Source organism: Shewanella sp. QJM3NY_23, from assembly GCF_056173105.1.
Genome location: NZ_CM149657.1, coordinates 1,398,799 through 1,422,531 on the forward strand (window position 1 = coordinate 1,398,799; position 23,733 = coordinate 1,422,531).

The following is a 23,733-nucleotide window of genomic DNA, read 5'->3' on the forward strand; positions in this document are numbered from 1 at the left end:
TCTCTTTTTTAGTTTGCGATGTGATTACCTATCGCTTAAGCATACGCGCTTTCATGTACCGACTGCACTGCACGACCAGAAGGGTCGATGATGCCTTGTAAGCTCTCATCCCAAGCCAGTGCTTCAGGCGTCGAACAAGCCACTGACTTACCGCCAGGCACAGTTTCTGCTGCTGATGGCAGTGGGAAGTGCTCTTCAAAGAAACAACGATAGAAGTAAGCTTCCTTCGTTTCTGGCGTGTTGTAAGGGAATCTAAATTTGGCGTTAGCCAGCTGTAGATCGTCAACCTGCTGCGCCGCATGATCTTTAAGACCATCGATCCAAGAGTAACCTACCCCATCACTGAACTGCTCTTTTTGACGCCATGCCACCTCTTTAGGCAGTTTGTGCTCAAATGCCTGGCGTAAAATATGTTTCTCGATGCGGCCATCTTTTGACATTTTTGCTTCAGGGTTGATGCGCATGGCGGTATCGATAAACTCTTTATCAAGAAACGGCACGCGAGCCTCGAGCCCCCAGGCTGCCATGGCTTTGTTGGCGCGTAGGCAGTCAAAAAGGTGTAGCTTGTCCAATTTTCGTACTAGCTCTTCATGGAAGGCTTGGGCATTAGGCGCTTTATGGAAGTAAAGATAACCGCCAAATAGCTCATCGGCGCCTTCACCTGACAATACCATTTTTATGCCCATCGCTTTAATTTTACGTGCCATAAGGTACATTGGCGTGGCTGCGCGAATGGTGGTGACATCATAGGTTTCAAGGTGGTAGATCACATCTTTAATCGCATCTAAGCCATCTTGGAAGGTAAAGGTGATCTCATGATGTATGGTGCCAATGGCATCGGCCACTTTTTTAGCCGCGACGAGATCCGGCGCGCCTTCGAGCCCAACAGCAAATGAATGCAACTGTGGCCACCATGCATCGCTAGCACCATCATCTTCGATGCGGCGTTTAGCAAAGGTTTGGGTGATAGCTGAGATGATTGATGAATCTAATCCACCCGATAGCAATACGCCATAGGGCACATCAGACATCAGCTGACGCTTTACTGCAGCTTCGAGGGCGTCACGCAGCTCATCGACGCTGGCGTCGTTGTGCTCTACTGCGCTAAAAGATTGCCAATCACGCTGATAGTACTGCTCGTAACCTGCAGGGGTCAGTAAGTGGCCCGGCTTAAATTCTTCCACGGTTTTACACACAGGCATTAGTGCTTTCATTTCAGATGCGATATAGAAGTTACCTTCTGCATCATGACCCGTATAAAGCGGAATGATCCCCATATGGTCACGACCAATTAAATAGGTATCTTGGGTTTTGTCATACAGCACGAAAGCAAAAATGCCGTTTAATTTATCTAAAAATGCGCTGCCATATTCTTGATATAACGCCAAAATCACTTCGCAATCTGAGTTGGTTTGATAGCTGTACTTATCGCCTAATTCAGCTTTGAGTTCTTTGTGGTTATAGATCTCACCGTTGACGGCAAGAATCAGCGTTTCATCATCAGATAACAGTGGCTGTGCGCCATGTTCGATATCGACAATGGCTAAACGCTCATGGGCTAAAATGGCCTTATCACTGCTGTAGATCCCTGACCAATCAGGGCCACGATGGCGCAGTAGTTTGGACATCTCTAGTGCCACTTGACGCAGTGGAGTCGCATCGGACTGAATATCTAAAATGGCGAATATTGAACACATAACAAAAACTCCCAAAAACTCACTTAATCTCAATTGCCAATCACTTTGACAGCATTTTATCGATTTGCCAAACCTGTTTTTTGATAAAACGGCGGTTTTATAGGTTTTTGAGTGACTATTTGTATGGTTATTCGGGTTGTAAAATGATGATTGTTTATTTTAATGGCGATTTTTGTGGTTAATCACTATTTTGGTTGGGTTTTTGATGCCGAGATTTTGACAATCTTAAATTGACTCGCAATTTATGATGTTATGGCCAATGTTGGTGGGTAAATGAGCTATTTACATGGTGTGATGATTATCTATACAGCAAAGGCTTCAATGAGAAGCCTTTGCCAATCTAGTGAGTTGAAACATGTCAGTAAGCGCGAGTGAGTCTGTCTGTGGCCTAGGCCACTAGCATTACTGCATGCCTTGGGCTGTTATATTCTCTGGCCTTTGCGGCGTGTTGGCTGCCGGGGTTTTGGCTGGGCGTAAATGGTGAAACTCAGTGCCTGGGTAGTAACCGGGCCTGTCGTCACTATTAGCAAGAGTTTGTGCTGCCTGATAGTAGACGCCTAAATCTTGCAGCGCCCCAGAAAGATCCCAATCGGCACGGTATTCATCGCACACATTGTGATAACAGCCTTTCATCTTTTCTTTCATTGATGCACGGTAGGCTTTAGACGCTTCATCGGCCGGTTCATTACCTCCACCGGCAAAGACGGCTGGTACACCATATTGGGCGAAGCTGAAGTGATCTGAACGGAAAAAGCCACCAGATTCAGGCCGCGACTCACTTACGCTGACCCGTTGTTGATGACTGGCGGCATCGCTTAAGTAGCGCTCAAGTTCGGATTTGCCTTTACCGACAATGGTAAAGTCGCTGGTGCGGCCATAAATGTTGGTGCTATCTAAGTTAAATACCGCCACAGTGTTTGTTAAAGGGTAGAGCGGATTAGCGGCATAATAACGAGAACCAAGCAGGCCTTGCTCTTCACCTGTGGTGGCGACAAAGGTTAACGAACGCTGCAAGGGGTTGCCCTCACTCGCTTGTTTGGCAAACTGGCGGGCAATTTCCAATATGCCAGCAATGCCTGAAGCGTTATCTAAGGCGCCATTGTATATTTGGTCACCCTCTTTACTCGTATCTACGCCGATATGATCCCAGTGAGCAGTGAAGAGGATCTGCTCTGCCTTAGCCTGGCTGCCCGGAAGGGTGGCGACTACGTTATAGCTGTTAGCGTATGTGGCTTGATTGGCAAAGGCGATATCGGCAGTTTTGTCCAGTGCCACATTGATGGGCCCGCTTGCGGCGCGGTCAGTTAATGTGGCTAGGGATAAACCAGCGGCGTCAAACAGTGCCTTGGCTTTAGTTTGGGTTATCCAGCCTTCAACTTGTACGCGCTGTGCTTGAGTGGCGTTGTCTAATACTAAATCTTGTTGAGCGCCGGTCCAGCTATTTTCTACCACAGACCAGGGATAAGCCGCGGGCTGGGTATCGTGCACAATAATTGCGCCCAGTGCACCTTGGCGGCTAGCTTCTTCAAATTTATAGGTTCAGCGACCATAGTAGGTCATAGCTTTACCAGTAAATTTACCCGAATCGGGTAGGGCAAAACCAGGGTCGTTGATTAAGATCAGCGCAATTTTACCGCGCATATCGACCCCTTGATAATCGTTCCATTGGTATTCTGGTGCGTTGATACCATAGCCGACAAACACCAGTGGGGCATCATGGATATTGATCTGTTGATTATCGTGGCGACTGCTCAGCACGATATCTTGACGATAACGCATTGTAATACCCGCAAGGTTAACTTGCTGCTGTTCGCTGGCGGTATAGCTCACCATAGGTACAGATTGCAGATAACTGCCATCGTTCGCGCCAATGAGTCCAGCCGAGGCAAAGGCGTTACTGAGATAGTCCAGTGTGAGTTGCTCGCCACGCGTGGTTGGCGCTCGGCCTTCGAAGGCGTCTGATGACAGGGTTTGAATATCTTGACGAAATCGTGCTTCGTTAAACTCTGGCACGTTCACAGCAGTGCGAACCGCAGTTGAGTTTTGACTACAGGCGCTGAGTATTATCAACGCGCATGCGGGTAGGAGTAATCGCATCTAATATCCTATTTTTATTGTTATTTATGGCGCTAATCTGGGTTTTGTTAAGCGCTATTATTATGGTGTTGGCTGACGAGGGTAATGTCTGTGAAACTCAACATTATTGCCGCTGGGACATGATGGTGAAGATGGTTCACTTTAGCAAGTGAGCCATCTGATTAAAATGTTACGCTTTATGACTATAAGCGGATTGATTAGATAACGTCGATGTCACCGGCACAGTCAAAAATATGGTTAGGCCTAAAAGGCTCTTTTTCGATATCTTTGAGCTGACTGACACCGCTGGTCACTAAGATGGTTTCGAGACCTGCTTGGAACCCAGCTAAGATATCGGTGCGCATGTTATCACCGATGATAACCGTGTTTTCAGAGTGGCCATTGATGTGGTTGAGTGCACTGCGGATGATCCACGAGCTGGGTTTACCGACGCAAAAAGGTTTACGGCCGCTGATGCGTTCAATCGGTGCACATAAGGCGCCACAGGCAGGGCTATAGGCTGGGCCGTGAGTGTCTGGGTTAGTGGCAATAAAACGGGCTCCGCCAGCCACAAACTGTGCGGCTTTATGGATCATGTCCCAGTTGTATGAACGAGTTTCACCCACAATCACAAAGTCAGGATTAATGTCGGTAATGGTAAAGCCGGCTTTGTATAACTCGTGAGTTAAGGCGCCTTCACCAATGACATAGGCTTTATCACCCGATTGATGCTTAAGAAAGTCAGCGGTGGCCATGGCCGAGGTGTAAAAACAGGCTTCTGGAATATTGATGCCAGCAGCGCCGAGGCGGTTTTGCAGATCTTTACCGGTTTGTACGGGATAGTTGGTGAGGATGACTAACGGGTTGCCCTGTTCTAGGATCCGCTCAATAAAGGTATCACTTCCCGGGATAAGCTTGTTGTCATGCAGTAATACACCATCGATATCGCAAATTACATTTTTCATCTTTGCTTCCATGTGGCTAGCAGAAATTAACTCCTCTCCATCTAAAACCAATTAAGCAGTAAAAACAATACTCATAGGCCAATTCTTTAAAATGCCTAGGGCCTGTCGATCTTTGCTGGTTGAATTTTGTTCGAGACAAAAACGTTTTAATCGAGGCGAGTGGATTGCAGCCTAGTCATCTAAGCAAAATTCACTTAACAAAGAGTAAAACGTTTTTAGCCGAACCCTTAGGGCAGCGTTTGTTGGGTATTTTTACTGCGTTCTCAGCTTTTTATGTAGAATAACTACACCACAAAGCTTCTGTCTTGTATAAATACCCAGCAACTCGCTGCAAAAACAACCTTGAAAGATCAACAGGCCCTAGCAAAGAAACCCCCGCCTTTACTGTGGCAGTAATAAAAAAGAGACCCTAAGGTCTCTATTTTATTACTGGCGTTATCTATGGCTCGTTAATCGGCGGCATAGCCCATAACATCGAGCGGTTTACTGTCGAGATAGGCAGCGCCATCTTTCATGATTAGGCGGTTTTGACTAAACCATTTAACCACGAGTGGATAGATAGCATGCTCTTGCTCATGAACGCGCTCGGCAAGGGTTGTGGCGTCATCTTCTGGGTAAATAGGCACTTTGGCTTGCAAAATAACCGGCCCAGCATCGAGCTCAGGTGTGACAAAATGCACGCTGGCACCGTGCTGACTGTCACCGGCGTCGATTGCCCGCTGGTGGGTGTGTAGCCCGGTGTATTTGGGGAGTAAAGAGGGATGAATATTGATCATTCGCCCCTCAAATTGCTGTACAAATTCATCGGTTAATATCCGCATAAAGCCTGCGAGTACGATAAGATCGGGTTGATACTTATCGATAGCTTGCTTCAAGCGAACATCATAATCGCTGCGGGTTTCACCTTGGTGCGCTATCACACAACTGGTATCTATCTCACTGTGATGGGCACGCACAAGGCCATAAGCATCGGGTTTATTACTGATAACACCAACGACTTCGGCATGTACATTGTCATCACAGCCATCAATAACGGCTTGTAAATTACTGCCATTACCTGAGATTAAAACTAATACGCGACAGCACTGGGGCATTAGATGATCTCCACTTGCTCTTCGTCGCCATTGCGGCTAGCAATGTCACCGATTAGCCAAGCGTTTTCACCTTCGGCTTTTAGTAAACTTAAAGCACTGTCTACTTGATCTTGTGGCAAGGCGATAATCATGCCCACGCCACAGTTAAAGGTACGGTACATCTCAAATTCAGCGATGTTGCCATTGTCCATTAACCAGTTAAATACGGTTGGCCACTGCCAAGAATCACCTTTAACCACAGCTTTTGCAGTATCAGGGAGTACGCGTGGGATATTTTCCCAGAATCCACCGCCAGTAATGTGCGCCATGGCGTGGATATCACTTTGCTCAAGCAGCTTAAGTAGCGGCTTAACGTAAATTTTGGTCGGCTCGAGTAGGTGATCGATAAGCGGCTTACCATCAAGGTCTTGCTGCGGATCGGCTTGGCTTACTTCAAGCACCTTACGAATAAGCGAGTAACCATTTGAGTGCGGGCCGCTCGAACCTAAAGCGATAAGTGCATCTCCGGCGACCACTTTAGAGCCGTCTAGCACATCTTCTTTTTCAACTACGCCAACACAGAAGCCGGCCAGATCGTAATCTTCGCCTTCATACATGCCAGGCATTTCGGCGGTTTCACCTCCGATCAACGCACAACCTGATTGGGCACAACCTTCGGCAATACCATTGACGACAGACGTTGCTGTTGCAACATCCAGTTTGCCAGTGGCGTAGTAGTCGAGGAAGAAAAGTGGTTCTGCGCCGGCAACGATTAAATCGTTCACGCACATGGCCACTAAATCAACACCAACGCTGTCGTGTTTTTTGTAATCGATGGCCAGTCTAAGCTTGGTACCTACACCATCGGTGCCAGAAACAAGAACTGGATGTTTGTACTTAGTTGGTAGCTCGCAAAGGGCACCAAAGCCACCAAGGTTGCCCATAACTTCTGGGCGGTGGGTACGTTTTACTGCAGATTTGATATTGTCTACCAGGGCGTTGCCTGCGTCGATATCAACACCTGCGTCTTTATAGCTTAGTTGGGTAGGAGTGCTCACGGAGGATCCTCTCGGGTACATCGTTATTGGATTTTTATGCGCCGCATTCTATCAGTTTGTGGAGGCGCTCGAAAGTGATGATTTTGAATATTGAAACGGACTTAGCTCACGATTTACCGTGTTTATAAAACTTTATGTTTTCCAATTTGGACAAATCTACTAAAATCGGTGCAATTTGCTCAAAAAACACAAATATGCATCAGGAGAAAACGATGAAAGTAGTCGAAGTTAAACACCCTTTGGTCCGTCATAAAATTGGATTAATGCGTGAAGGGGATATTAGTACTAAGCGTTTTCGTGAGTTAGCAGCAGAAGTAGGAAGCTTATTAACCTATGAAGCGACCGCAGACTTTGAAACTGAGAAAGTGACCATTGACGGTTGGAATGGTTCAGTTGAAATCGATCAAATCAAAGGTAAAAAAGTCACTGTAGTGCCTATTTTACGTGCGGGTTTAGGCATGATGGATGGTGTACTTGAGCACGTACCGAGTGCGCGTATCTCTGTAGTTGGTCTTTACCGCGACGAAGAAACCTTGCAGCCAGTGACTTACTTTGAAAAGTTAGCCAGCAACATGCATGAGCGTATCGCGCTTGTGGTCGACCCTATGTTGGCAACGGGCGGGTCAATGATCGCCACTATCGACTTATTAAAAGCCCGTGGTTGCACCTCAATTAAAGCCTTGGTGTTGGTTGCCGCGCCAGAAGGTGTTGCAGCACTAGAGAAAGCCCATCCTGATATCGAGCTATTTACTGCATCTATCGATGATTGCCTCAACGAGCAAGGTTATATCTTGCCAGGTCTGGGTGATGCTGGTGATAAAATTTTCGGCACTAAATAACATGCGGACGGTGTAAACCGTTTGGCAATAAAAAATCCGATGCCATTGGTGATCGGATTTTTTTTATTTTATTGTGTGCTATCGAGTGTGCTATTGAGCCCTAATGATTGCGCGATTAGGCTTTATCTCTTCTGTCGCCAATCACCTTAGCCGGATTACCCGCCACAATTGCATAATCAGGCACATCTTTAGTGACGATACAGCCCATGCCGACCACGGCGCAGTTGCCAATCGTGACACCATCGACGATGCCGGCCTGAGCTCCTATCCATACATCTTTGCCGATAACGATGCCCTTTGAGTGGGCATTTTGCTGGTAGATGGGCATGGTGGGCGACATGCCATGATTAAAGGCGTAAATGGTGACGTTATTGGCGATGCGGGTTTGGTCGCCAATAATAATTTTGCCACGTCCACCATCGAGCGAGCAGCCGTGATTGATCGCCACCTCGCGACCTAAAATGATCGGCCCATGTAAAAAACAATCGGCGGCTATCATGCATTGGTCGCCAATAATAATATCGCGCCCGGGCTCAGCAAACAGCTGCGCCTGTGGCGCAATAAAGCAGTGCTCACCTATGCTAACGGTTTCAACCGCCATCAGGTGCTCTTGAATGGCTGCTTGCCAAGGTTGAGCCCAGCTTAAATGTTTCGGCTTAAGTGAAAAATAGAGCCAAGGCATGTAAGCGAGACGCTGTTTGTGCTGGGCTTGATAATCGATAGCGTCAGTCATGGTTAGTCATCTAAACGGATTTTTTGCGCATTGGAAGGGCGGATCGCCTCCACGTGAATAGAACCATCTATCACTCGCCATAGAATATCTAAATCGTAGAGCGCCACCTGATATTGCTTGGGATCGGCCTTGGCTTTTTTATAAGCTGGGCGTGGATCTTGGGCTAGTACTCCTTCAATAATGGCTTGCAGGTTAGGGTACTGGCTTTGCTGGTAATGGCTCAGTTGCTGCTGCACGGTATCGGTAAAATGCACCTCGGCTAACACTGGCGCATCATGTGCGATACCGCCTTGGGCATCATCAATCGCATCTGAAAAAGGGATGTAAGGCTTAATGTCTATGATAGGAGTTCCATCGAGCAGATCCATCGCTGAGATCTCAAGCATCACTTTGCCTTTTTGCTGGTGGATCCCATGCAGTTTCACTACCGATTGCCCGAGGCCGTTAGGGCGAAACGTGGATCGAGTGGCAAACACCCCTAGCTTTTCATTGCCGCCTAATCTTGGCGGTCTAACCGTGGTTTTCCAGCCTTGAGCTAAGTTTTCATGAAAGCTAAATAACAGCCAAATATGCGAGTATTGCTCTAATCCACGCACGGTATCGATATGATTAAATGGGGGCTGTAGTTCGACAAACCCCCTAGCGGCACTGACCAGTCCTGGTTGTCTTGGAATGCCGAATTTTTGTTTATAAGGGGTGTGGCAAATGGCCACCGCCTGAATTTTGCTGCTAAAAGTCATTCAACTCGCTCGGTTAACCGCAAGATAATATGAAGCTTGGCTTCATCGGTAAAGGGTAGGGAACTTAAGCCTGATTGATAAGGCTTTAGTTTACCTTGACTCCCGCCAAGGTTTTATTTGTCTGTGTTGGTTTGAGTCAGAATTGCTTGGCCTACGCACAGGGTTTGAGTTACGCAGGTTTTGCTGGGTTGGTCAAACATCACACATCGTTTAATGATCAGACCATTGGCGCCTTTATCGGCGGCGGCGTAGCGCGCTGCTGTGCGTGCAGCCCCCATGGATGCAGGCGCATCATTTGGGCGCTCTTGGCAAGATTCGCCCTCAACCATACCTTTGAGTTCATAAGGCACTGTTGGCTCAGTTCCCTCTTGATAGAGGGTGACCTCTCCCACTTTAAAATAGTCGTTAATGGCTTGGCCATCTACATTGCTATTAAAAGTGTATTCACTGGCGCAACCAGCAAGGAGTAAAGCAAATAGGGTAAGGGGGATTTTTTTCATGCTAATGGCCTGTGTATGTTGTGGCAGTAAAATGTCAGTTTATCATTCACATTGTACTGTTTAAGGTAGAAATACTACCGTTTTAGTTAAGCTTGATAAAGTTGTTGTTGGTGATTGTTTCCATCTATCTTAACCATAAGTGGAAAGATGGCTTTGAACGAGTTCGATAAGACACCTTAAAAATAACCAGCTTGATTTAACTTGGTGTATCGCCCGGATGAAATTATCGAGCTTCTGAGCGTGAAATTGGTAAGTCATGAGCTGGGCGAATAGACCATATTTGCGTTTGCGAGTGTAAAATTGACCTTGAAGCGTCGCTAGTCGTTATGCTCTTATCCTATATTGTTGCGGCCCCATTATTTGCCTAGCGTTAATAATAGTCTTAAGTTAACGATTGGCCATGATTTTATATCGGTTAGGATTCAGTTACAGCAGGCGTAAAGTGCGGTTATCGTTGCATGAAAGAGTGTAGGCAAATTATCAGTTTAAACTTTAAGGTGTAAACACTATAGTGACATTAATCGCGGCTAATCAGCAAAGCTGTGTCCATCCATTGACCATTAACACAGCCCACTAACACTGTCCCTAATTCAACGCCAAAGTGAAAGACTTTAAATAAATATAGATATTGCTTTTATGGAACTAACAAAATATTACTGATCCACTGTCATATATGCCATGCCTATGTGTAGTTTCATCGGGGGAAATCCATCAATGATTCATTTATGGGCCGCTGCCTTACTCGAGGTGATATTGATAAATCCCTGCGCTATTTAAGTGTATTAAGGCATTTGTATTGTGAATATCTTTATTTTTTATTTGTGGTCAGTCACATTTGTAGGCGCAGATCTGTCAGCATTTCCCTCATCCATCTATAGATGAGGCAATGTTAGGTATAGCAAGCTGATTATTGGACATTAGAGTGTGATGAACCGACTGGCAGTTTTAACATGATTGATATTTCGCTTTTTTCTGTGTCAATTTAACTTGGTTAGGTAATCCCCCCGAAAAATAACAGCTGTTAAAAGTAGAGTTTTCTCGTAAGTTAAACGCAGGAGGTTCTATATGAAAAAGTCGCGGTACACGGATAGTCAAATTATGACGATTTTGAAGCAAGCTGAAGCTGGTACGCCCGCACCTGAGCTTTGCCGAGAGCACGGTATGAGCAGTGCAACGTTTTATAAATGGCGTGCTAAATATGGGGGAATGGATGCATCACTCATGGCTCGGATGAAAGAGCTAGAAGATGAAAATAGGCGACTTAAAAAAATGTACGCAGAAGAGCGTCTTAAAGCTGAAATCATTCAGGAAGCTATGGCAAAAAAGTGGTAAAGCCCTGTGAGCGAAGAGAACTCGCTCAGTTTGCGGTGGCTAACCACAACATCAGTATTAGTAAGGCCTGCTCGGCTTTCTTTATCAGTGAGACATGCTTTCGTTATCAAGCAAAATTATCGGCGGAAAATACACAGATTTCAAATTGGCTAATTAAGCTGACCGAAGATGAAAGTGATTGGGGCTTCGGTCTGTGCTTCGATTATTTACGTAATGTAAAAGGCAAGCCATGGAATCATAAGCGAGTGTACCGAATTTACTGTGAGCTAGCGCTGAACCTGCGTATTCGTCCAAGACGTCGACTCAAACGAAATGCACCGGAACCACTAAAAGAGCCGATAAAACCTAACCAAGTATGGTCTGTCGACTTTATGCATGACCAGTTATCAGATGGTCGAAATTACCGATTATTTAATGTCATAGATGATTATCGGCGTGAAGCTTTAGTGATTGAACCAGGATTTTCACTTCCTGCTGTAAGGGTTATTAGAGCGCTAGAGCAGGTATTTGAGTATCGAGCTAAGCCAACAGTTATTCGCTGTGACAACGGCCCTGAGTTTATCAGTACTGAGTTTACAACGTGGGCTAAATGCCAGAATATTCGAATTGAATATATTCAACCAGGTAATCCACAACAAAACGCTTATATCGAACGACATAACAAAACAATTCGGTACAGTTGGCTCAGCAAGTACCTGTTCGAATCAATTAAAGAGGTGCAGGACTATGCAACTAAGTGGTTATGGTTTTACAATCATGAAAGACCACATAAAGCTAATAACGGCAGGCCACCACTGATGGCTGCCTAACTTCTATTTTTAATTGCAGTTAAAAATGGGAGGATTACCGTTACTTCAATCAATATCAGTACCTTTTACATTGATTTTATATGCACTTATTAGTTGTATTTCACTATTTATCATAAAGTTATGATGACTGTTATCGTTTGTCTTTAATGCTGCGATAAGCGATAAGCGATAAGCGATAAGCGATAAGCGATAAGCGATAAGCGATAAATAATAAATAACATGGGAATATTCATATTATCTTAGCGATAAAGTTGTTTGGTGAAGGCCGTTATCAATCAAGAACGGCTCAAGCATGAGGGTGTAACTGTTGCGGCGAAGCTCTGTCATTATCATGGTGGTAATTTTTAAATTTTGAGAGTCGCCATCGTTAGTAGCTATCGCTATTTTATCTTCACCATTCACAATAGGAATGCGTTGTTGGCTATATGGATTAAGTCCTAATAAATCAAGGGTATGTGGTTTATTGATGCCTGTGAGAATGTTTTGGTGCTAGATTCAACAGCCACATGGGAGCAGGACTGCTCAGACGTTCTATTCTTCCTTGGTATTGATTGAAAAGTAAAAGTACATAGATTTAGAAAAGAATAACCCTCTCGTCATCAATCCATCTTAAATTGGCTAGATAAGTTGAGTAGATGTATACAGCGATTAAATGGTGTGGGTATAAGATCTTTGCTAAAAGTGATTGCTGTAGACATCTGAACGAGGGAACTAGGGATAAAATGAATATTAGCAACGCTTAATCTGCTGAGTATACTGTTCCATATAAAAAGCAAGCCAACGCATAAACGTTGGCTTGCTGATATTGAATCACTGCTGATGATCTCGGCAATGGTTGTTCGGCGCGACTAGATAAGAAATTCTTCTAGGCTACGGCCTTTCTCTAATTCATTTTTAAATACAGTTGGCGTTCGACCTTGACCTGTCCAAGTGATGGTTTCACCATCGACTTCGATTTTATATTTAGGCGGACGTGGTGCGCGTTTTTTAGGTGCACTTTTAACAGCAACAGCGCCTAAATCATCAACCGATAAACCAACGGCTTCCATTTGAAGACGGATCTCTTCAATTTTAGCATTACGTTCAGCGATAGCAGCACTTTCTTCTTCAGCCTGCTTCTCTTTCTCGGTAATAATCTTTTCTAGTTTGCTGGCAACATCTTTTAAATCTTCTACTGATAACTCTTTTACCGCAGCTTTAAAACGACGGCCATGCGTCAATATATCTAGAAATTCGCTCATATTATTGGTGTCCCACTTAAATATAATTGTGAATAGGATTTCAGTGATAATAATAGAAACTAATACCGTCTTAATCAAACGAATTAAATAATTATTTTGCTATATATAGTCATTTTATTAATGCTGAGTCTAATTTCATTAAAATTGATGGGGAAAAGTGAACGTAATCCCTTTTATATTGACGTTTTGTTGTCATTTTTTGTTTGTAGATTTCTCGTTGCGTTCTTGTTGACGTTAACGTCAACAGCACGTAAAGTGGCTTAAGTTTGTGATAGTTTTGCTATGCACTTTTTTATTCAACATAAAAAGATGGTAAGAAGGAAGCCTTATGAAAGTATTGGTGCCAGTTAAACGCGTCGTCGATGCCAATGTGAAGGTCAGGGTGAATGCTGACAATAGCAACGTCGATACCGCAAATCTTAAAATGGCGATTAACCCATTTTGTGAAATTGCCGTAGAAGAAGCGGTTCGGTTAAAAGAAGCGGGTATTGTTACTGAAATCGTCGTGGCAACCATAGGCCCTAAGGCTGCGCAAGAACAACTGCGAACCGCCATGGCATTGGGTGCTGACCGTGGTATTCATGTAGAAACCGACGAAGCTCTCGCGCCGCTTTCCATTGCCAAGCTGCTTAATGCGATTCAGAACCAAGAGCAAGCGCAGCTTATTTTACTGGGCAAGCAATCTATTGACGGCGATAACAATCAGACCGGCCAGATGTTGGCAGCATTAACTGGCATGCCGCAAGCGACTTTTGCTTCAGAGGTGAAGGTCGAGGGTGAAACTGTGGTGGTGACTCGTGAAATCGACGGCGGATTGCAAACGCTGAAGATGCCACTGCCAGCCATCATTACGACAGATCTACGTTTGAACGAGCCTCGCTACGCTAAATTACCCAATATTATGAAAGCAAAACGTAAGCCACTGGAGACTATCACTGTCGACAGTCTTGGCGTTGAGCTAAAGCAACATCAAAGCGTGTTAAAAGTCACTCCACCTGCACAGCGCAAGGCGGGCGTGATGGTGGCTTCTGTTGAGGAGCTGGTTGAAAAGCTAAAAAATGAAGCGAAGGTGATCTAATGGCGATTCTAGTAATAGCAGAACATGATAACGCGAGTCTAAAACTAGACACGGCCAAAGTGGTGGCGTGTGCACACCAAATTGGTAGCGATGTGGATCTATTAGTCGCCGGTGAAAACTGTGCAACTGTGGTCGAGGCGGCTAAGCAATTGAGCGGTGTCCGCAGTGTATTAGTGGCAGACAATGGTGCTTATGCCCATGGCATCGCCGAAAACTTAGGGGCGTTAGTGGTCTCTATCGCCAACGATTATCAACATATTTTGGCTTCGGCCTCGAGCCTAGGTAAAGATGTGCTTCCTCGCGTGGCTGCCTTGCTTGATGTAGCACAACTGTCTGAAGTGGTTGAAGTTGTCAGTGAAGATACCTTTGTGCGGCCAATTTATGCGGGTAGCGCTATGGCAACCGTGCAGAGTTTAGATGCCATCAAAGTGATGACCGTACGCGTGAGTGCATTTGATGCCGTAAGCAATGATGGCGCAGCAGCCGAGCAAACTCTTGGTGGTGTTTTTACCAGTAATGTTGAATTTGTTTCACAAACATTGACTGAATCAGAGCGCCCAGATTTAGGCGCTGCATCGGTTGTGGTGTCGGGCGGCCGTGCAATGGGCAGTGCTGAGAATTTTGCGATATTAGAGCAGCTTGCCGATAAATTGGGTGGCGCTTTAGGGGCATCTCGTGCGGCGGTTGATGCGGGTTATGTGCCTAACGATCTACAAGTGGGGCAAACGGGTAAGATTGTTGCGCCAGATCTGTATATTGCCGTTGGGATCTCGGGCGCGATTCAACACCTGGCTGGGATGAAAGATTCTAAGGTGATTGTGGCCATTAACAAGGATCCTGAGGCGCCGATTTTCCAAGTGGCCGATTATGGTTTAGAAGCCGATCTGTTTGATGCAGTACCTAAGTTGGTGGCACTTCTTTAATAAATTGTAAGTACTTAGTGAACATCTTGGTGTTCATTTAAAACTTAGTGTGATATAGATCACGTTGGGCGGCTTTAAGGTAGCATCCTTAAAGCCGCTTGTGTTTTTATGTGCGTCACGCCTGCCGATAGTGAAATTGGTCTGGCGTCCTGAGACGTAGAGGTGCATTAAATATTAGTAGTATTCGTTAGGGTGATGCCGTACAGCGAATAGGAAAGGATTTGATGCCGAAGTGGTCGAGTTCATCAAAGCTCACTGCTGGGGCTGTCATCGAATAGAGGCAGCACTGCCATAGTGCTTTTTATCCGGAATGATAAAAAGAAGGTATACCGACAACTGGTATCACTATGGAGCGCTACTGATAGGACAGGTGTAATATCTTTTGCTATATCCCACCAGTTCAGTTGCCCTCCATTCGTAATTTAACGAAGACAATATAAAACAATGACAACTTTGAGTTACGCCGATTCGGCGCTTTCCTTGCTGCCCCCTGTGGTGGCTATTTTACTGGCGATTTTTACTCGTCGAGTATTACTTTCGCTTGGGGTGGGCATTCTACTTGGGGCGGTCTTTATCACCGATTACTCCGTAGTAGACTCAGGACAATACCTTGCCCAGCAGGTGACAGGATTATTTTGGGACGATGGCGCCCTAAATAGTTGGAATGTCTATCTTCTTGGCTTCCTTATCTTGCTAGGGATGATCACTGCATTGATCACTGTCAGCGGCGCTGCTAAGGCATTTGCCGATTGGGCTCGTCAGCATATTCGTAATAAACGAGATGCTAAGTTGCTGACCATGTTTTTAGGTTGCGTGGTTTTTATTGACGATTATTTCAATAGTTTAGTTGTCGGCAGTGTGGCAAGACCGTTAACGGATCGCTATTACATTTCGCGCAGTAAACTGGCCTATCTGCTGGATTCGACCGCAGCTCCTATCTGCGTTATCTCACCAGTGTCGAGTTGGGGCGCGTATATTATTGCGCTGATTGGCGGTATTTTAACGGCACATGGTTTTGCCGATACCGGGCATCTAAGCGTGTTTATTCAGATGATCCCGATGAATTTCTACGCCATCTTTGCGCTGTTACTCCTATTATGTGTTGCCTTTATGGGGCTCGATGTTGGCCCCATGCGCCAGCATGAGCTTAACGCCCAAAAGGGCCATCTTTATGATGAATCTAAAGGGTTACCACCAGGGGCCAATAGCGATCTGCCTGAAGCCGATTCGGGGAAAATTTCAGGATTATTTTTACCCATTACCGTACTGGTTGCCGCCACTATCTATTTTATGATCAGCAGCGGTGCCGATGCGTTAACTGCCGAAAATCTGCCATTTACCTTAATTGGCGCCTTTGAAAAGACCGATGTGGCTTCATCACTGTTTTTCGGGGCGATCATTGGCTTGGTGGCCACATTACTCTTAGTGCTCAGTCAAGGCTTAGATAAATCATTAATCCTTAAAGGGATGATTGCGGGCGCACGCTCTATGTTACCTGCTATCTATATCTTACTGTTTGCCTGGACGATTGCCGGTGTGATTGGTCAGATGGAAACGGGTAAATATATGGCCAGCCTAGCCACGGGTAATATCCCCTTTGCATTACTGCCAGCGGTATTATTTATTTTGGCCGGATTGACCGCGTTTTCAACGGGCACCAGCTGGGGCACGTTCGGCATCATGTTGCCGATTGCCGCCGATATGGCCATGGGCACCCACACCAATATGATGCTACCTATGCTGGCAGCTGTATTAGCGGGCGCGGTATTTGGCGATCACTGCTCACCGATTTCCGATACCACTATTTTGTCGTCAACAGGCGCCAATTGTCATCACATTGACCATGTATTAACTCAGTTACCTTACGCGCTTATTGTCGCCGGGATAAGCTTAGGTGGCTATGTGGTGCTAGGCTTTACCGAATCGCTGGCTGCAGGCTTAGGTGCCAGCAGTGTGCTGTTTGTGATAAGTGTAATTGTGCTTCGCTATCAAGCTGCTAAACCAACGATATAATCATGACTCGCTACGGCGAAATCAGTGATAAAAAATGCCGCTAATCATAGCGGCATTTTTATGGGCGTTGCATGAATAGCTTTAGTTTAAACCACGACGCTTAAGTAACGCTTCTGTAGTCGGTGCTTGTCCACGGAAGGCTTTGTAGGCTTCCATTGGTGGCACGCTGTTGCCCACTTCACGAATGGTTTTGCGGTACTTCATGCCAATTTCACGATTTAAGCCACCTTGGGTTTGCACGTAGGCGAACGCATCGGCCGCTAAGATCTCACTCCACATATAGGCGTAGTAACTGGCCGAGTATCCACCTGGGAAGGCATGAGCAAAATAGGTCGATTTGTAACGTGGTGGTACGGCAGCGATATTGATGCCATGTTTTTCCAGCGCTTTAGCTTCGAAACTCGCTACATCTTGTAATGGTGCGTCAGCAGGTAGCGAGTGCCATTCTAAATCTACTAATGCGGCGGCCATATACTCTAGGGTATCGAAGCCTTGATTGAAGCTGCGCGATTTAAGTAATTTTTGAAGCAGTTCATCAGGGATCACTTCACCTGTCTCATAGTGCTTAGCATAGTTAGCTAACACCTTGGGGTGGGCTGCCCAGTCTTCTTCGAAGGTCGATGGGAACTCGACAAAATCACGAGAGACCGCAGTGCCCGATAGGCTAGGGTAGGTCACCTTGGAGAACATGCCGTGAGTACCATGGCCCAATTCGTGGAACATAGTGGTCACTTCATCATAGCTCACAAAAGTGGCTTCACCCTCTGGTGCCTTTTTGATGTTCATCACGTTAACGACAACCGGCTTACTGTTGAGCAGTTTTGATTGCGCTACAAATGAGCTCATCCATGCGCCGCCACGCTTACCTTCACGGGCAAAGTAATCGCCGTAGAAAATAGCCATCGAAGTCCCATCGGCATCAAACATCTCATAGGCTTTCACATCTTCATGGTACACAGGAAGATCGGGGCGCGGCTTAAAGGTGACGCCGTAAAGCGATTCAAGTGTGAAAAATACGCCGTCAGTTAATACTCGATTGAACTCGAAATACGGCTTGATAGAGCTTTCATCAAGATTAAACTTCTCTTGACGTACCTTCTCGGCATAAAACGCCCAGTCCCATGGCGCTAGGGTAAAATCGCCACCGGTTTTATTGATCATCGCCTGAATATCGTCGGCTTCTTTTTGAGTGTTAGCGACAACAGCTGGCACCATAGAGCCAAACATTTGGTAAACCGCTTCGGGATTTTTAGCCATTTGCGGTGCTAGGCGATAGTCAGCCCAGCTCTTGTAACCTAGCAACTCAGCGCGTTCGGCGCGAAGTTGTGCGAGGCGAGCAACAAGTGAAGCGGTTTCGTTTTCACCACTCATCCCTCGAGTTGATGAGGCTTGCCATACTCGTTGGCGTAACTGACGGTTTTCAAGTTTAGCTAATACAGGTTGGCGCGTAGTATTGGTGATACTAAGCAGGTATTTGCCTTCATGGCCTTGAGCCGCTGCATCGGCTTTAGCAGCGCGAATTTCACTGTCAGACAAGCCCGCTAATTGATTGACATCATCAATAACCACCGCAATCTCTTTGGTCAGGCGCATTAGGCGCTGGCTAAATTCATTGGTCAGTGTCGATTGTTCTTCATTTAAGACGCGAATTTTTGCTTTTTGCTCATCGGTCAATTTGGCACCAGCCATCACAAAGCGTTGGTGATAAACCTCGATAAGACGCACTTCTTCATTCGTCAAACCTAAGCTATTGCGCTGTTGATAGAGGCTGTCGATACGGGCAAATAATGGCGCGTTAAGGTGGATATTATCGGAATGAGCGGCCATTTTAGGCGCCATTTCACCTTGGATTTTACGCAGTGTTGGGTTGCTATCTGTACCCGCTAAGTTATAGAACACCTTTGAAGCACGGTTCAGCAGTTCGCCACTGGTTTCTAATGCAACTATGGTGTTTTCAAATGTCGGCGCCGCGCTATTATTGGCAATCGTGAGTACTTGTTGATAATGCTCTTTGATACCTTGATCTAGTGCGGGCTGAAAATGTTCATCTTTGATGATGTTAAAATCGGGCGCTTGGTATTGCAGCGAACTGGCTTGCATTAATGGGTTTTGAGTTTGCACCGCTGCGGCAGCAGGCGCTTGAGTTTCATTGAGTGAGCAGCCTGTAAGGGCAATCGTGGCCGCGATTGACGCAGCAAGTAATGTTTTGCGCATGTGTATAAGAACCTTCAATTGTTGTCTTGTTGTTATTTAATTGTATTTAAAGTAGCAAGTTTGAATTAAAATTGTCTTAAGTAGCCTTGGGTTTACTCAGATATTTTACTCAAATTTAATAGTCAACAATATCATTAATCTGCTTTGCTAGGGAAGCGTCAGCAATGTTTTGTGGCTCACAAGTAGGTAAATTGAACCAGTTTGTAGCTGCGAACTAGGATCAATTAGTGTTAAAATCTGCGCTCAAAATAATCATAGGAATAACTCAGTTGGCGCAGCTCTATTTTTACTATTCTGCGATGAATGCAGGTAAGTCGACCTCTTTACTTCAGTCATCTTATAATTATCGCGAGCGCGGTATGCACACTTTAGTGATGACAGCGTCAATTGACGATCGCTATGGCATAGGGAAGGTGGCGTCACGTATCGGTATTGAGACTGACGCGCAAATCTTCAGTGCTAGCGATAATTTATCCGCGATGATAAAGCGCGCCCATCAACAACAACATTTACACTGTATCTTAATCGATGAATCGCAGTTTTTAAGCAAAGAACAGGTTAAGCAGTTAACCTATGTGGTTGATATTTTAGATATTCCAGTGTTGTGCTACGGGCTTAAAACCGATTTCCAGGGTGAGCTTTTTAGTGGTAGCCAGTACCTGCTTGCTTGGGCCGATAAACTGGTCGAGCTAAAGACCATCTGTCACTGCGGTCGAAAAGCCAACATGGTGGTGAGACTCGACGGTGAAGGTAAGCCGATGAAAGAGGGTGAGCAAGTGGCGATTGGTGGTAATGAGAGTTACGAGTCAGTCTGTCGTAAACATTTTCGTGAGTTTTTGTGGGACTAAACTATTACGTTTAGTGTGATTTAAATTAAGTGCGATTAAGTTAAGAGCTTAAATGGTGATGTTTTAGCTATTAGCATTATGCCAAGCTTATAACCTCATTTAACCTCATTGTGTTATTCCCCGTTAAGGCTGCGTTGATACGCGGCCTTTTTTGTTGGTGACCCTTCGTGCAGGTGATCGACTTAGCTGGTTAATTCATTGCCGCTATTGCTCGCGCATATAAGGGGGACTTTCAATTTTCTTTTTATTGATGTGATTAGTGACTGCAGCACTTGAGCAATATGTTTTCAATCGGTAATCGCTTAGTTTAATTTTTGTGCTGGCTAGATGAGATCTCGCTCTTAAAACCATGGTTTGTAACATTATTGATACGTAAAAATTGCGCTAGATCAAAAGGCTCTTTCTTGCTTAGCCTCAGAATCCAGTTATTCAAACTCTTAATAACTAATTGATAGCTAATGCGCAATAACCAACCAGTGACCGATAAAGAGGTGCTGCTTACTGACGAAGATATCTTATTGTCTACGACAGATCTAAGCGGAAATATTTTACATGCTAATAACGACTTTTGTCGAATTTGTGGTTTCGAAGAAGCGGAGTTATTGCAGCAGCCGCACAATATTGTGCGCCACCCCGATATGCCCAAGCAAGCCTACGCCATGTTATGGAAAGCACTTAAAGCGCGTCGCGCTTGGATGGGGATAGTTAAAAACCGTTGTAAAGATGGCGGGTTTTACTGGGTTAATGCTTATGTCGCACCGGTTATAGAGAATGGTCAGGTTAAAGAGTATCAATCGGTTCGCCGCCGCGCAGACAAAGCGCAGATTGAGCGAGCAAAAGCGATTTATCAGAGTTTGAATAAGGATGAATCGCGCCATGAGCTCGACAGCGCAACGTTCAATTTTACCACTAAAATTAAGTTGTTTGCAGTGATACTGATGCTGCTGAGTTTAGCCTGTTGCGTCTATTCGCCCTGGTTAGCATTAGCGATGATATTGCCTATGTGGTTTGGGTTGCAGCGGATCATGCGGCCACTGAGTGAGCTTAATGAACGCGCCCTGTCGATATGCGATGATGGTCCGGCAAGGCATATCTTTACTGGACGTAACGATGAGATAGGCAATATCTTATTCGCCATGGACTCTCTGACCGCTGAGGTAGCCGGAGCTGTGGGGCGAATGGCTGATACATCATCAGCCATTGCACAAGATAGCTCAGAGCTACTGGACTCCATCACTGCTGCAGCGCAAAGGGCAGACAGCCAGAGTCAACAAACGGCGCAAGCCGCTGCGGCCGTTGAGGAGATGACGGCAAGTTTTAGTGAGTTAGGTCAACAAATTAAACAAGTGGCCGTTGATGTTGAAGGTAGCCAAGCCACGGTGGCACAAGGCTATGCGCAGTTAGATGCGGTGATCAATGCAATCAATGGACTCAATCAAGAGGTAGGCAACTTTGCTGACGTGGTACAAGAGATTGAACACGATAGCGTGGCTATCAATGAAGTCCTTGATGTAATAAGTAATATCGCAGAGCAAACCAATTTACTTGCGCTGAATGCGGCTATCGAAGCAGCGAGGGCGGGTGAGTCGGGCAGAGGCTTTGCGGTAGTGGCCGATGAGGTACGAAAACTCTCATCGCGAACCAGCGATTCTACCAGTCAAATAGATGAAATTGTTAATAAATTCCAACAAAGTGCCGCCAATGCCGCACGCACTTTAACCGCAGGGCAGAGTCAAGCGACTCGCGCCGTTGAATTGGTAAAGCAGGCGGAAACGGTATTTGCTGGATTAGTCTCAACCATGCAGCGCATCAATGGCATGACAGAACATAGTGCCAATGCGATGAAGGAGCAGGGGATTGCGGCCACAGAGATAAGTGACTCGTTACAAACCATCAGTGAGTTGGCCAGCGAAGGGTATGAACAATCCCAAGCCGATCGCAAACTGGGGCAAAGTACTTCGCACAAAGCGTTAGAATCGCAGCAGCTCGCCAGACAGTTTTGGACTCAAGCAATACAAAGCGCTAATCGCTAAGTCGTTTTAACAAAAAACCACCCTAGAATCGGTATCCTTGGGTGGTTTTTGCGGTTTATCTCGCGTTCAAGCAATGAGCCAGCACTCGGGTTATCTCTTATTTAACATGGAATACTCTCACCATGTGATAGTGCTAACAAGCGGCATGAGCTTAAAGCACCATTTCAGGCACATGCTCAGGCACGATTAGTTTACCCGCCGTTTTCTCAATGATCTCTTCGACACTGACTCCAGGTGCGCGCTCAAGCAGATGGAACGCACCATCTTTAATCTCGACAAAAGCTAAATCGGTCAATACCCGTTTAATGCAGCCATAACCGGTGAGCGGTAGCTCGCATTTGGGCAGTAGCTTTGAGTTACCGTATTTGTCGGCGTGCATCATGGTGACGATAATATTGTCGGCGCCAGCCACTAAATCCATGGCGCCGCCCATGCCTTTTATCAGTTTGCCAGGGATCATCCAAGATGCGATTGAGCCATTCACATCGACTTCAAACGCACCTAGTACGGTTAAATCTACATGGCCGCCGCGGATCATCGCAAAACTCTCTGCCGACGAGAAAAAAGATGCGCCGGGGACTGCCGTTACCGTTTGTTTGCCCGCATTGATCAGATCGGCATCTATGGTCTCTTCCGTTGGGAATTCGCCCATGCCAAGCAGCCCATTTTCCGATTGCAGCATCACTTCAATGCCATCGGGAATATAGTTAGCGACTAAGGTGGGAATACCAATGCCTAAATTGACGTAAAAGCCATCTTGCAGTTCTTGGGAAACACGTTGTGCTAGTTGTTCTCTTGATAACGCCATGGTGTTTCCTCCTATTTAGTGGCTACTTTAACGGTACGTTGTTCGATACGTTTCTCGAACGTGCCTTGAATCACGCGATCGACATAGATACCTGGAGTATGGATATGATCAGGATCTAGCTCCCCGGGCTCAACGATATGCTCGGCTTCCACCACGGTGATTTTGCCCGCGGTGGCCATCATAGGGTTGAAGTTAGCGGCGGTTTTACGGAATACCAAGTTACCCATGGTATCGGCTTTCCACGCGCGGACTAAGGCAAAATCAGCTTTCAGCGCTGGCTCTAATACATAGTGACGGCCATCGATTTCGCGTGTTTCTTTACCTTCAGCGACGGGAGTGCCATAACCTGTGGCGGTAAAGAAGGCGGGAATACCGGCGCCGCCCGCGCGGATTTTTTCCGCTAACGTGCCTTGTGGCGTCAAAATCACATTGAGTTCACCAGAGAGCATCTGCTGCTCAAAAGTGGCGTTTTCACCCACATATGAGGCGATCATTGTGCTGATCTGACGGCTCTTTAACAGCAGCCCCAAGCCAAAATCATCGACGCCAGCGTTGTTGGAAATCGCAGTGAGTCCTGTCGTGCCCATTTTGACCATTTGGGCAATGAGCCCTTCAGGAATGCCACACAAGCCAAAGCCACCCACCATAACGGTCATGTTGTCTTCAAGGCCATCTAATGCTGCTTCGTAGCTGTCAACCAGCTTATTGAGTCCTGCCATTATTATCTCCTGTGAGAGGCGCTAGGCTCGGCGC

18 protein-coding genes, 1 pseudogene and 1 riboswitch are annotated in these 23,733 nt (G+C 45.9%); of the genes and pseudogenes, 7 read left to right on the plus strand and 12 right to left on the minus strand.

Features of this window, described 5'->3' with window-relative positions; all coding sequences use genetic code 11:
• Positions 1-35: 35 nt before the first annotated feature.
• The 5 genes and pseudogenes from asnB to purM all read right to left on the minus strand — a co-directional run bounded on the left by asnB (position 36) and on the right by purM (position 6,869).
• Positions 36-1,697: an asparagine synthase B gene (gene asnB, locus AC0VXX_RS06480; RefSeq protein ID WP_475516425.1), complete on the minus strand. Its 1,662-nt coding sequence runs from the start codon at positions 1,695-1,697 to the stop codon at positions 36-38.
• A gap of 402 nt (positions 1,698-2,099) precedes the next feature.
• Positions 2,100-3,794: pseudogene (locus AC0VXX_RS06485) on the minus strand (M28 family metallopeptidase).
• A gap of 197 nt (positions 3,795-3,991) precedes the next feature.
• A complete protein-coding gene (locus AC0VXX_RS06490) occupies positions 3,992-4,738 on the minus strand; it encodes an HAD-IIA family hydrolase (RefSeq protein ID WP_475516426.1) in 747 nt (248 codons plus the stop codon).
• A 449-nt stretch (positions 4,739-5,187) separates the two neighbouring features.
• Complete coding sequence (gene purN / locus AC0VXX_RS06495) at positions 5,188-5,832, minus strand: phosphoribosylglycinamide formyltransferase (protein WP_475516427.1); 645 nt, start codon at positions 5,830-5,832, stop codon at positions 5,188-5,190.
• Positions 5,832-6,869, minus strand: coding sequence for a phosphoribosylformylglycinamidine cyclo-ligase (gene purM, locus AC0VXX_RS06500; protein ID WP_475516428.1), 1,038 nt, complete (start codon positions 6,867-6,869; stop codon positions 5,832-5,834). Before purM ends, purN begins: the two co-directional genes overlap by 1 nt.
• A 212-nt stretch (positions 6,870-7,081) precedes the next feature.
• Between purM and upp the strand changes: the two genes are divergently transcribed.
• Positions 7,082-7,708: a uracil phosphoribosyltransferase gene (upp, locus tag AC0VXX_RS06505; RefSeq protein WP_475516429.1), complete on the plus strand. Its 627-nt coding sequence runs from the start codon at positions 7,082-7,084 to the stop codon at positions 7,706-7,708.
• A gap of 115 nt (positions 7,709-7,823) precedes the next feature.
• Here upp and AC0VXX_RS06510 read toward each other — a convergent pair whose 3' ends face one another.
• The 3 genes from AC0VXX_RS06510 to rcsF form a co-directional block, all read right to left on the minus strand.
• A complete protein-coding gene (locus AC0VXX_RS06510; RefSeq protein WP_475516430.1) occupies positions 7,824-8,441 on the minus strand; it encodes an acyltransferase in 618 nt (205 codons plus the stop codon).
• A 2-nt stretch (positions 8,442-8,443) separates the two neighbouring features.
• Positions 8,444-9,181 (minus strand): tRNA (N6-threonylcarbamoyladenosine(37)-N6)-methyltransferase TrmO, encoded by a 738-nt coding sequence (tsaA, locus tag AC0VXX_RS06515; protein ID WP_475516431.1) that lies wholly within the window; start codon positions 9,179-9,181, stop codon positions 8,444-8,446.
• A 113-nt stretch (positions 9,182-9,294) separates the two neighbouring features.
• Positions 9,295-9,681: an Rcs stress response system protein RcsF gene (gene rcsF / locus AC0VXX_RS06520; RefSeq protein WP_475516432.1), complete on the minus strand. Its 387-nt coding sequence runs from the start codon at positions 9,679-9,681 to the stop codon at positions 9,295-9,297.
• Between the two features lie 1,065 nt (positions 9,682-10,746).
• Between rcsF and AC0VXX_RS06525 the strand changes: the two genes are divergently transcribed.
• Positions 10,747-11,822 (plus strand): IS3 family transposase gene (locus AC0VXX_RS06525; protein WP_475514310.1). Its coding sequence is split into 2 segments (ribosomal slippage): positions 10,747-10,999 and positions 10,999-11,822, totalling 1,077 coding nucleotides; the frame shifts between segments, so codons are not numbered across the junction.
• An 848-nt stretch (positions 11,823-12,670) separates the two neighbouring features.
• Here AC0VXX_RS06525 and AC0VXX_RS06530 read toward each other — a convergent pair.
• The gene (locus tag AC0VXX_RS06530) at positions 12,671-13,063 is read right to left on the minus strand and encodes an H-NS histone family protein (RefSeq protein WP_475516433.1); all 393 of its coding nucleotides are present in this window, start codon (positions 13,061-13,063) and stop codon (positions 12,671-12,673) included.
• A gap of 328 nt (positions 13,064-13,391) precedes the next feature.
• Between AC0VXX_RS06530 and AC0VXX_RS06535 the strand changes: the two genes are divergently transcribed.
• The 3 genes from AC0VXX_RS06535 to AC0VXX_RS06545 all read left to right on the plus strand — a co-directional run bounded on the left by AC0VXX_RS06535 (position 13,392) and on the right by AC0VXX_RS06545 (position 17,077).
• Complete coding sequence (locus AC0VXX_RS06535; protein WP_475516434.1) at positions 13,392-14,141, plus strand: electron transfer flavoprotein subunit beta/FixA family protein; 750 nt, start codon at positions 13,392-13,394, stop codon at positions 14,139-14,141.
• Entirely contained in the window at positions 14,141-15,064 is a 924-nt protein-coding gene (locus AC0VXX_RS06540; protein ID WP_475516435.1) for an electron transfer flavoprotein subunit alpha/FixB family protein, read from the plus strand. The genes AC0VXX_RS06535 and AC0VXX_RS06540 overlap by 1 nt, the downstream gene beginning before the upstream one ends.
• A gap of 149 nt (positions 15,065-15,213) precedes the next feature.
• Positions 15,214-15,430: riboswitch (Lysine riboswitch) on the plus strand.
• A 78-nt stretch (positions 15,431-15,508) separates the two neighbouring features.
• A complete protein-coding gene (locus AC0VXX_RS06545) occupies positions 15,509-17,077 on the plus strand; it encodes a Na+/H+ antiporter NhaC family protein (RefSeq protein ID WP_475516436.1) in 1,569 nt (522 codons plus the stop codon).
• Positions 17,078-17,158: 81 nt separating this feature from the next.
• Here the strand turns inward: AC0VXX_RS06545 and AC0VXX_RS06550 are convergent, their stop codons facing one another.
• Entirely contained in the window at positions 17,159-19,291 is a 2,133-nt protein-coding gene (locus AC0VXX_RS06550; RefSeq protein WP_475516437.1) for a M3 family metallopeptidase, read from the minus strand.
• A gap of 269 nt (positions 19,292-19,560) precedes the next feature.
• On the opposite strand from AC0VXX_RS06550, the gene AC0VXX_RS06555 reads away from it, so the two are divergent.
• Entirely contained in the window at positions 19,561-20,139 is a 579-nt protein-coding gene (locus AC0VXX_RS06555; protein WP_475516952.1) for a thymidine kinase, read from the plus strand.
• A 458-nt stretch (positions 20,140-20,597) separates the two neighbouring features.
• Entirely contained in the window at positions 20,598-22,172 is a 1,575-nt protein-coding gene (locus AC0VXX_RS06560; RefSeq protein WP_475516438.1) for a methyl-accepting chemotaxis protein, read from the plus strand.
• A 151-nt stretch (positions 22,173-22,323) separates the two neighbouring features.
• Here AC0VXX_RS06560 and AC0VXX_RS06565 read toward each other — a convergent pair whose 3' ends face one another.
• Positions 22,324-22,980 carry a 3-oxoacid CoA-transferase subunit B gene (locus AC0VXX_RS06565; RefSeq protein ID WP_475516439.1) on the minus strand — a complete coding sequence of 219 codons (657 nt, stop codon included), beginning with the start codon at positions 22,978-22,980 and terminating at the stop codon, positions 22,324-22,326.
• 11 nt (positions 22,981-22,991) lie between these two features.
• Positions 22,992-23,699 (minus strand): CoA transferase subunit A, encoded by a 708-nt coding sequence (locus tag AC0VXX_RS06570; RefSeq protein WP_475516440.1) that lies wholly within the window; start codon positions 23,697-23,699, stop codon positions 22,992-22,994.
• Positions 23,700-23,733: the final 34 nt, after the last annotated feature.

Coding starts and splice junctions, on each gene's coding strand:
- asnB (WP_475516425.1), bottom strand. CDS start 1,697: ATGTGTTCAATATTCGCCATTTTAGATATTCAGTCCGATGCGACTCCA.
- AC0VXX_RS06490 (WP_475516426.1), bottom strand. CDS start 4,738: ATGAAAAATGTAATTTGCGATATCGATGGTGTATTACTGCATGACAAC.
- purN (WP_475516427.1), bottom strand. CDS start 5,832: ATGCCCCAGTGCTGTCGCGTATTAGTTTTAATCTCAGGTAATGGCAGT.
- upp (WP_475516429.1), top strand. CDS start 7,082: ATGAAAGTAGTCGAAGTTAAACACCCTTTGGTCCGTCATAAAATTGGA.
- AC0VXX_RS06510 (WP_475516430.1), bottom strand. CDS start 8,441: ATGACTGACGCTATCGATTATCAAGCCCAGCACAAACAGCGTCTCGCT.
- tsaA (WP_475516431.1), bottom strand. CDS start 9,181: ATGACTTTTAGCAGCAAAATTCAGGCGGTGGCCATTTGCCACACCCCT.
- rcsF (WP_475516432.1), bottom strand. CDS start 9,681: ATGAAAAAAATCCCCCTTACCCTATTTGCTTTACTCCTTGCTGGTTGC.
- AC0VXX_RS06530 (WP_475516433.1), bottom strand. CDS start 13,063: ATGAGCGAATTTCTAGATATATTGACGCATGGCCGTCGTTTTAAAGCT.
- AC0VXX_RS06535 (WP_475516434.1), top strand. CDS start 13,392: ATGAAAGTATTGGTGCCAGTTAAACGCGTCGTCGATGCCAATGTGAAG.
- AC0VXX_RS06540 (WP_475516435.1), top strand. CDS start 14,141: ATGGCGATTCTAGTAATAGCAGAACATGATAACGCGAGTCTAAAACTA.
- AC0VXX_RS06545 (WP_475516436.1), top strand. CDS start 15,509: ATGACAACTTTGAGTTACGCCGATTCGGCGCTTTCCTTGCTGCCCCCT.
- AC0VXX_RS06550 (WP_475516437.1), bottom strand. CDS start 19,291: ATGCGCAAAACATTACTTGCTGCGTCAATCGCGGCCACGATTGCCCTT.
- AC0VXX_RS06560 (WP_475516438.1), top strand. CDS start 20,598: ATGCGCAATAACCAACCAGTGACCGATAAAGAGGTGCTGCTTACTGAC.
- AC0VXX_RS06565 (WP_475516439.1), bottom strand. CDS start 22,980: ATGGCGTTATCAAGAGAACAACTAGCACAACGTGTTTCCCAAGAACTG.
- AC0VXX_RS06570 (WP_475516440.1), bottom strand. CDS start 23,699: ATGGCAGGACTCAATAAGCTGGTTGACAGCTACGAAGCAGCATTAGAT.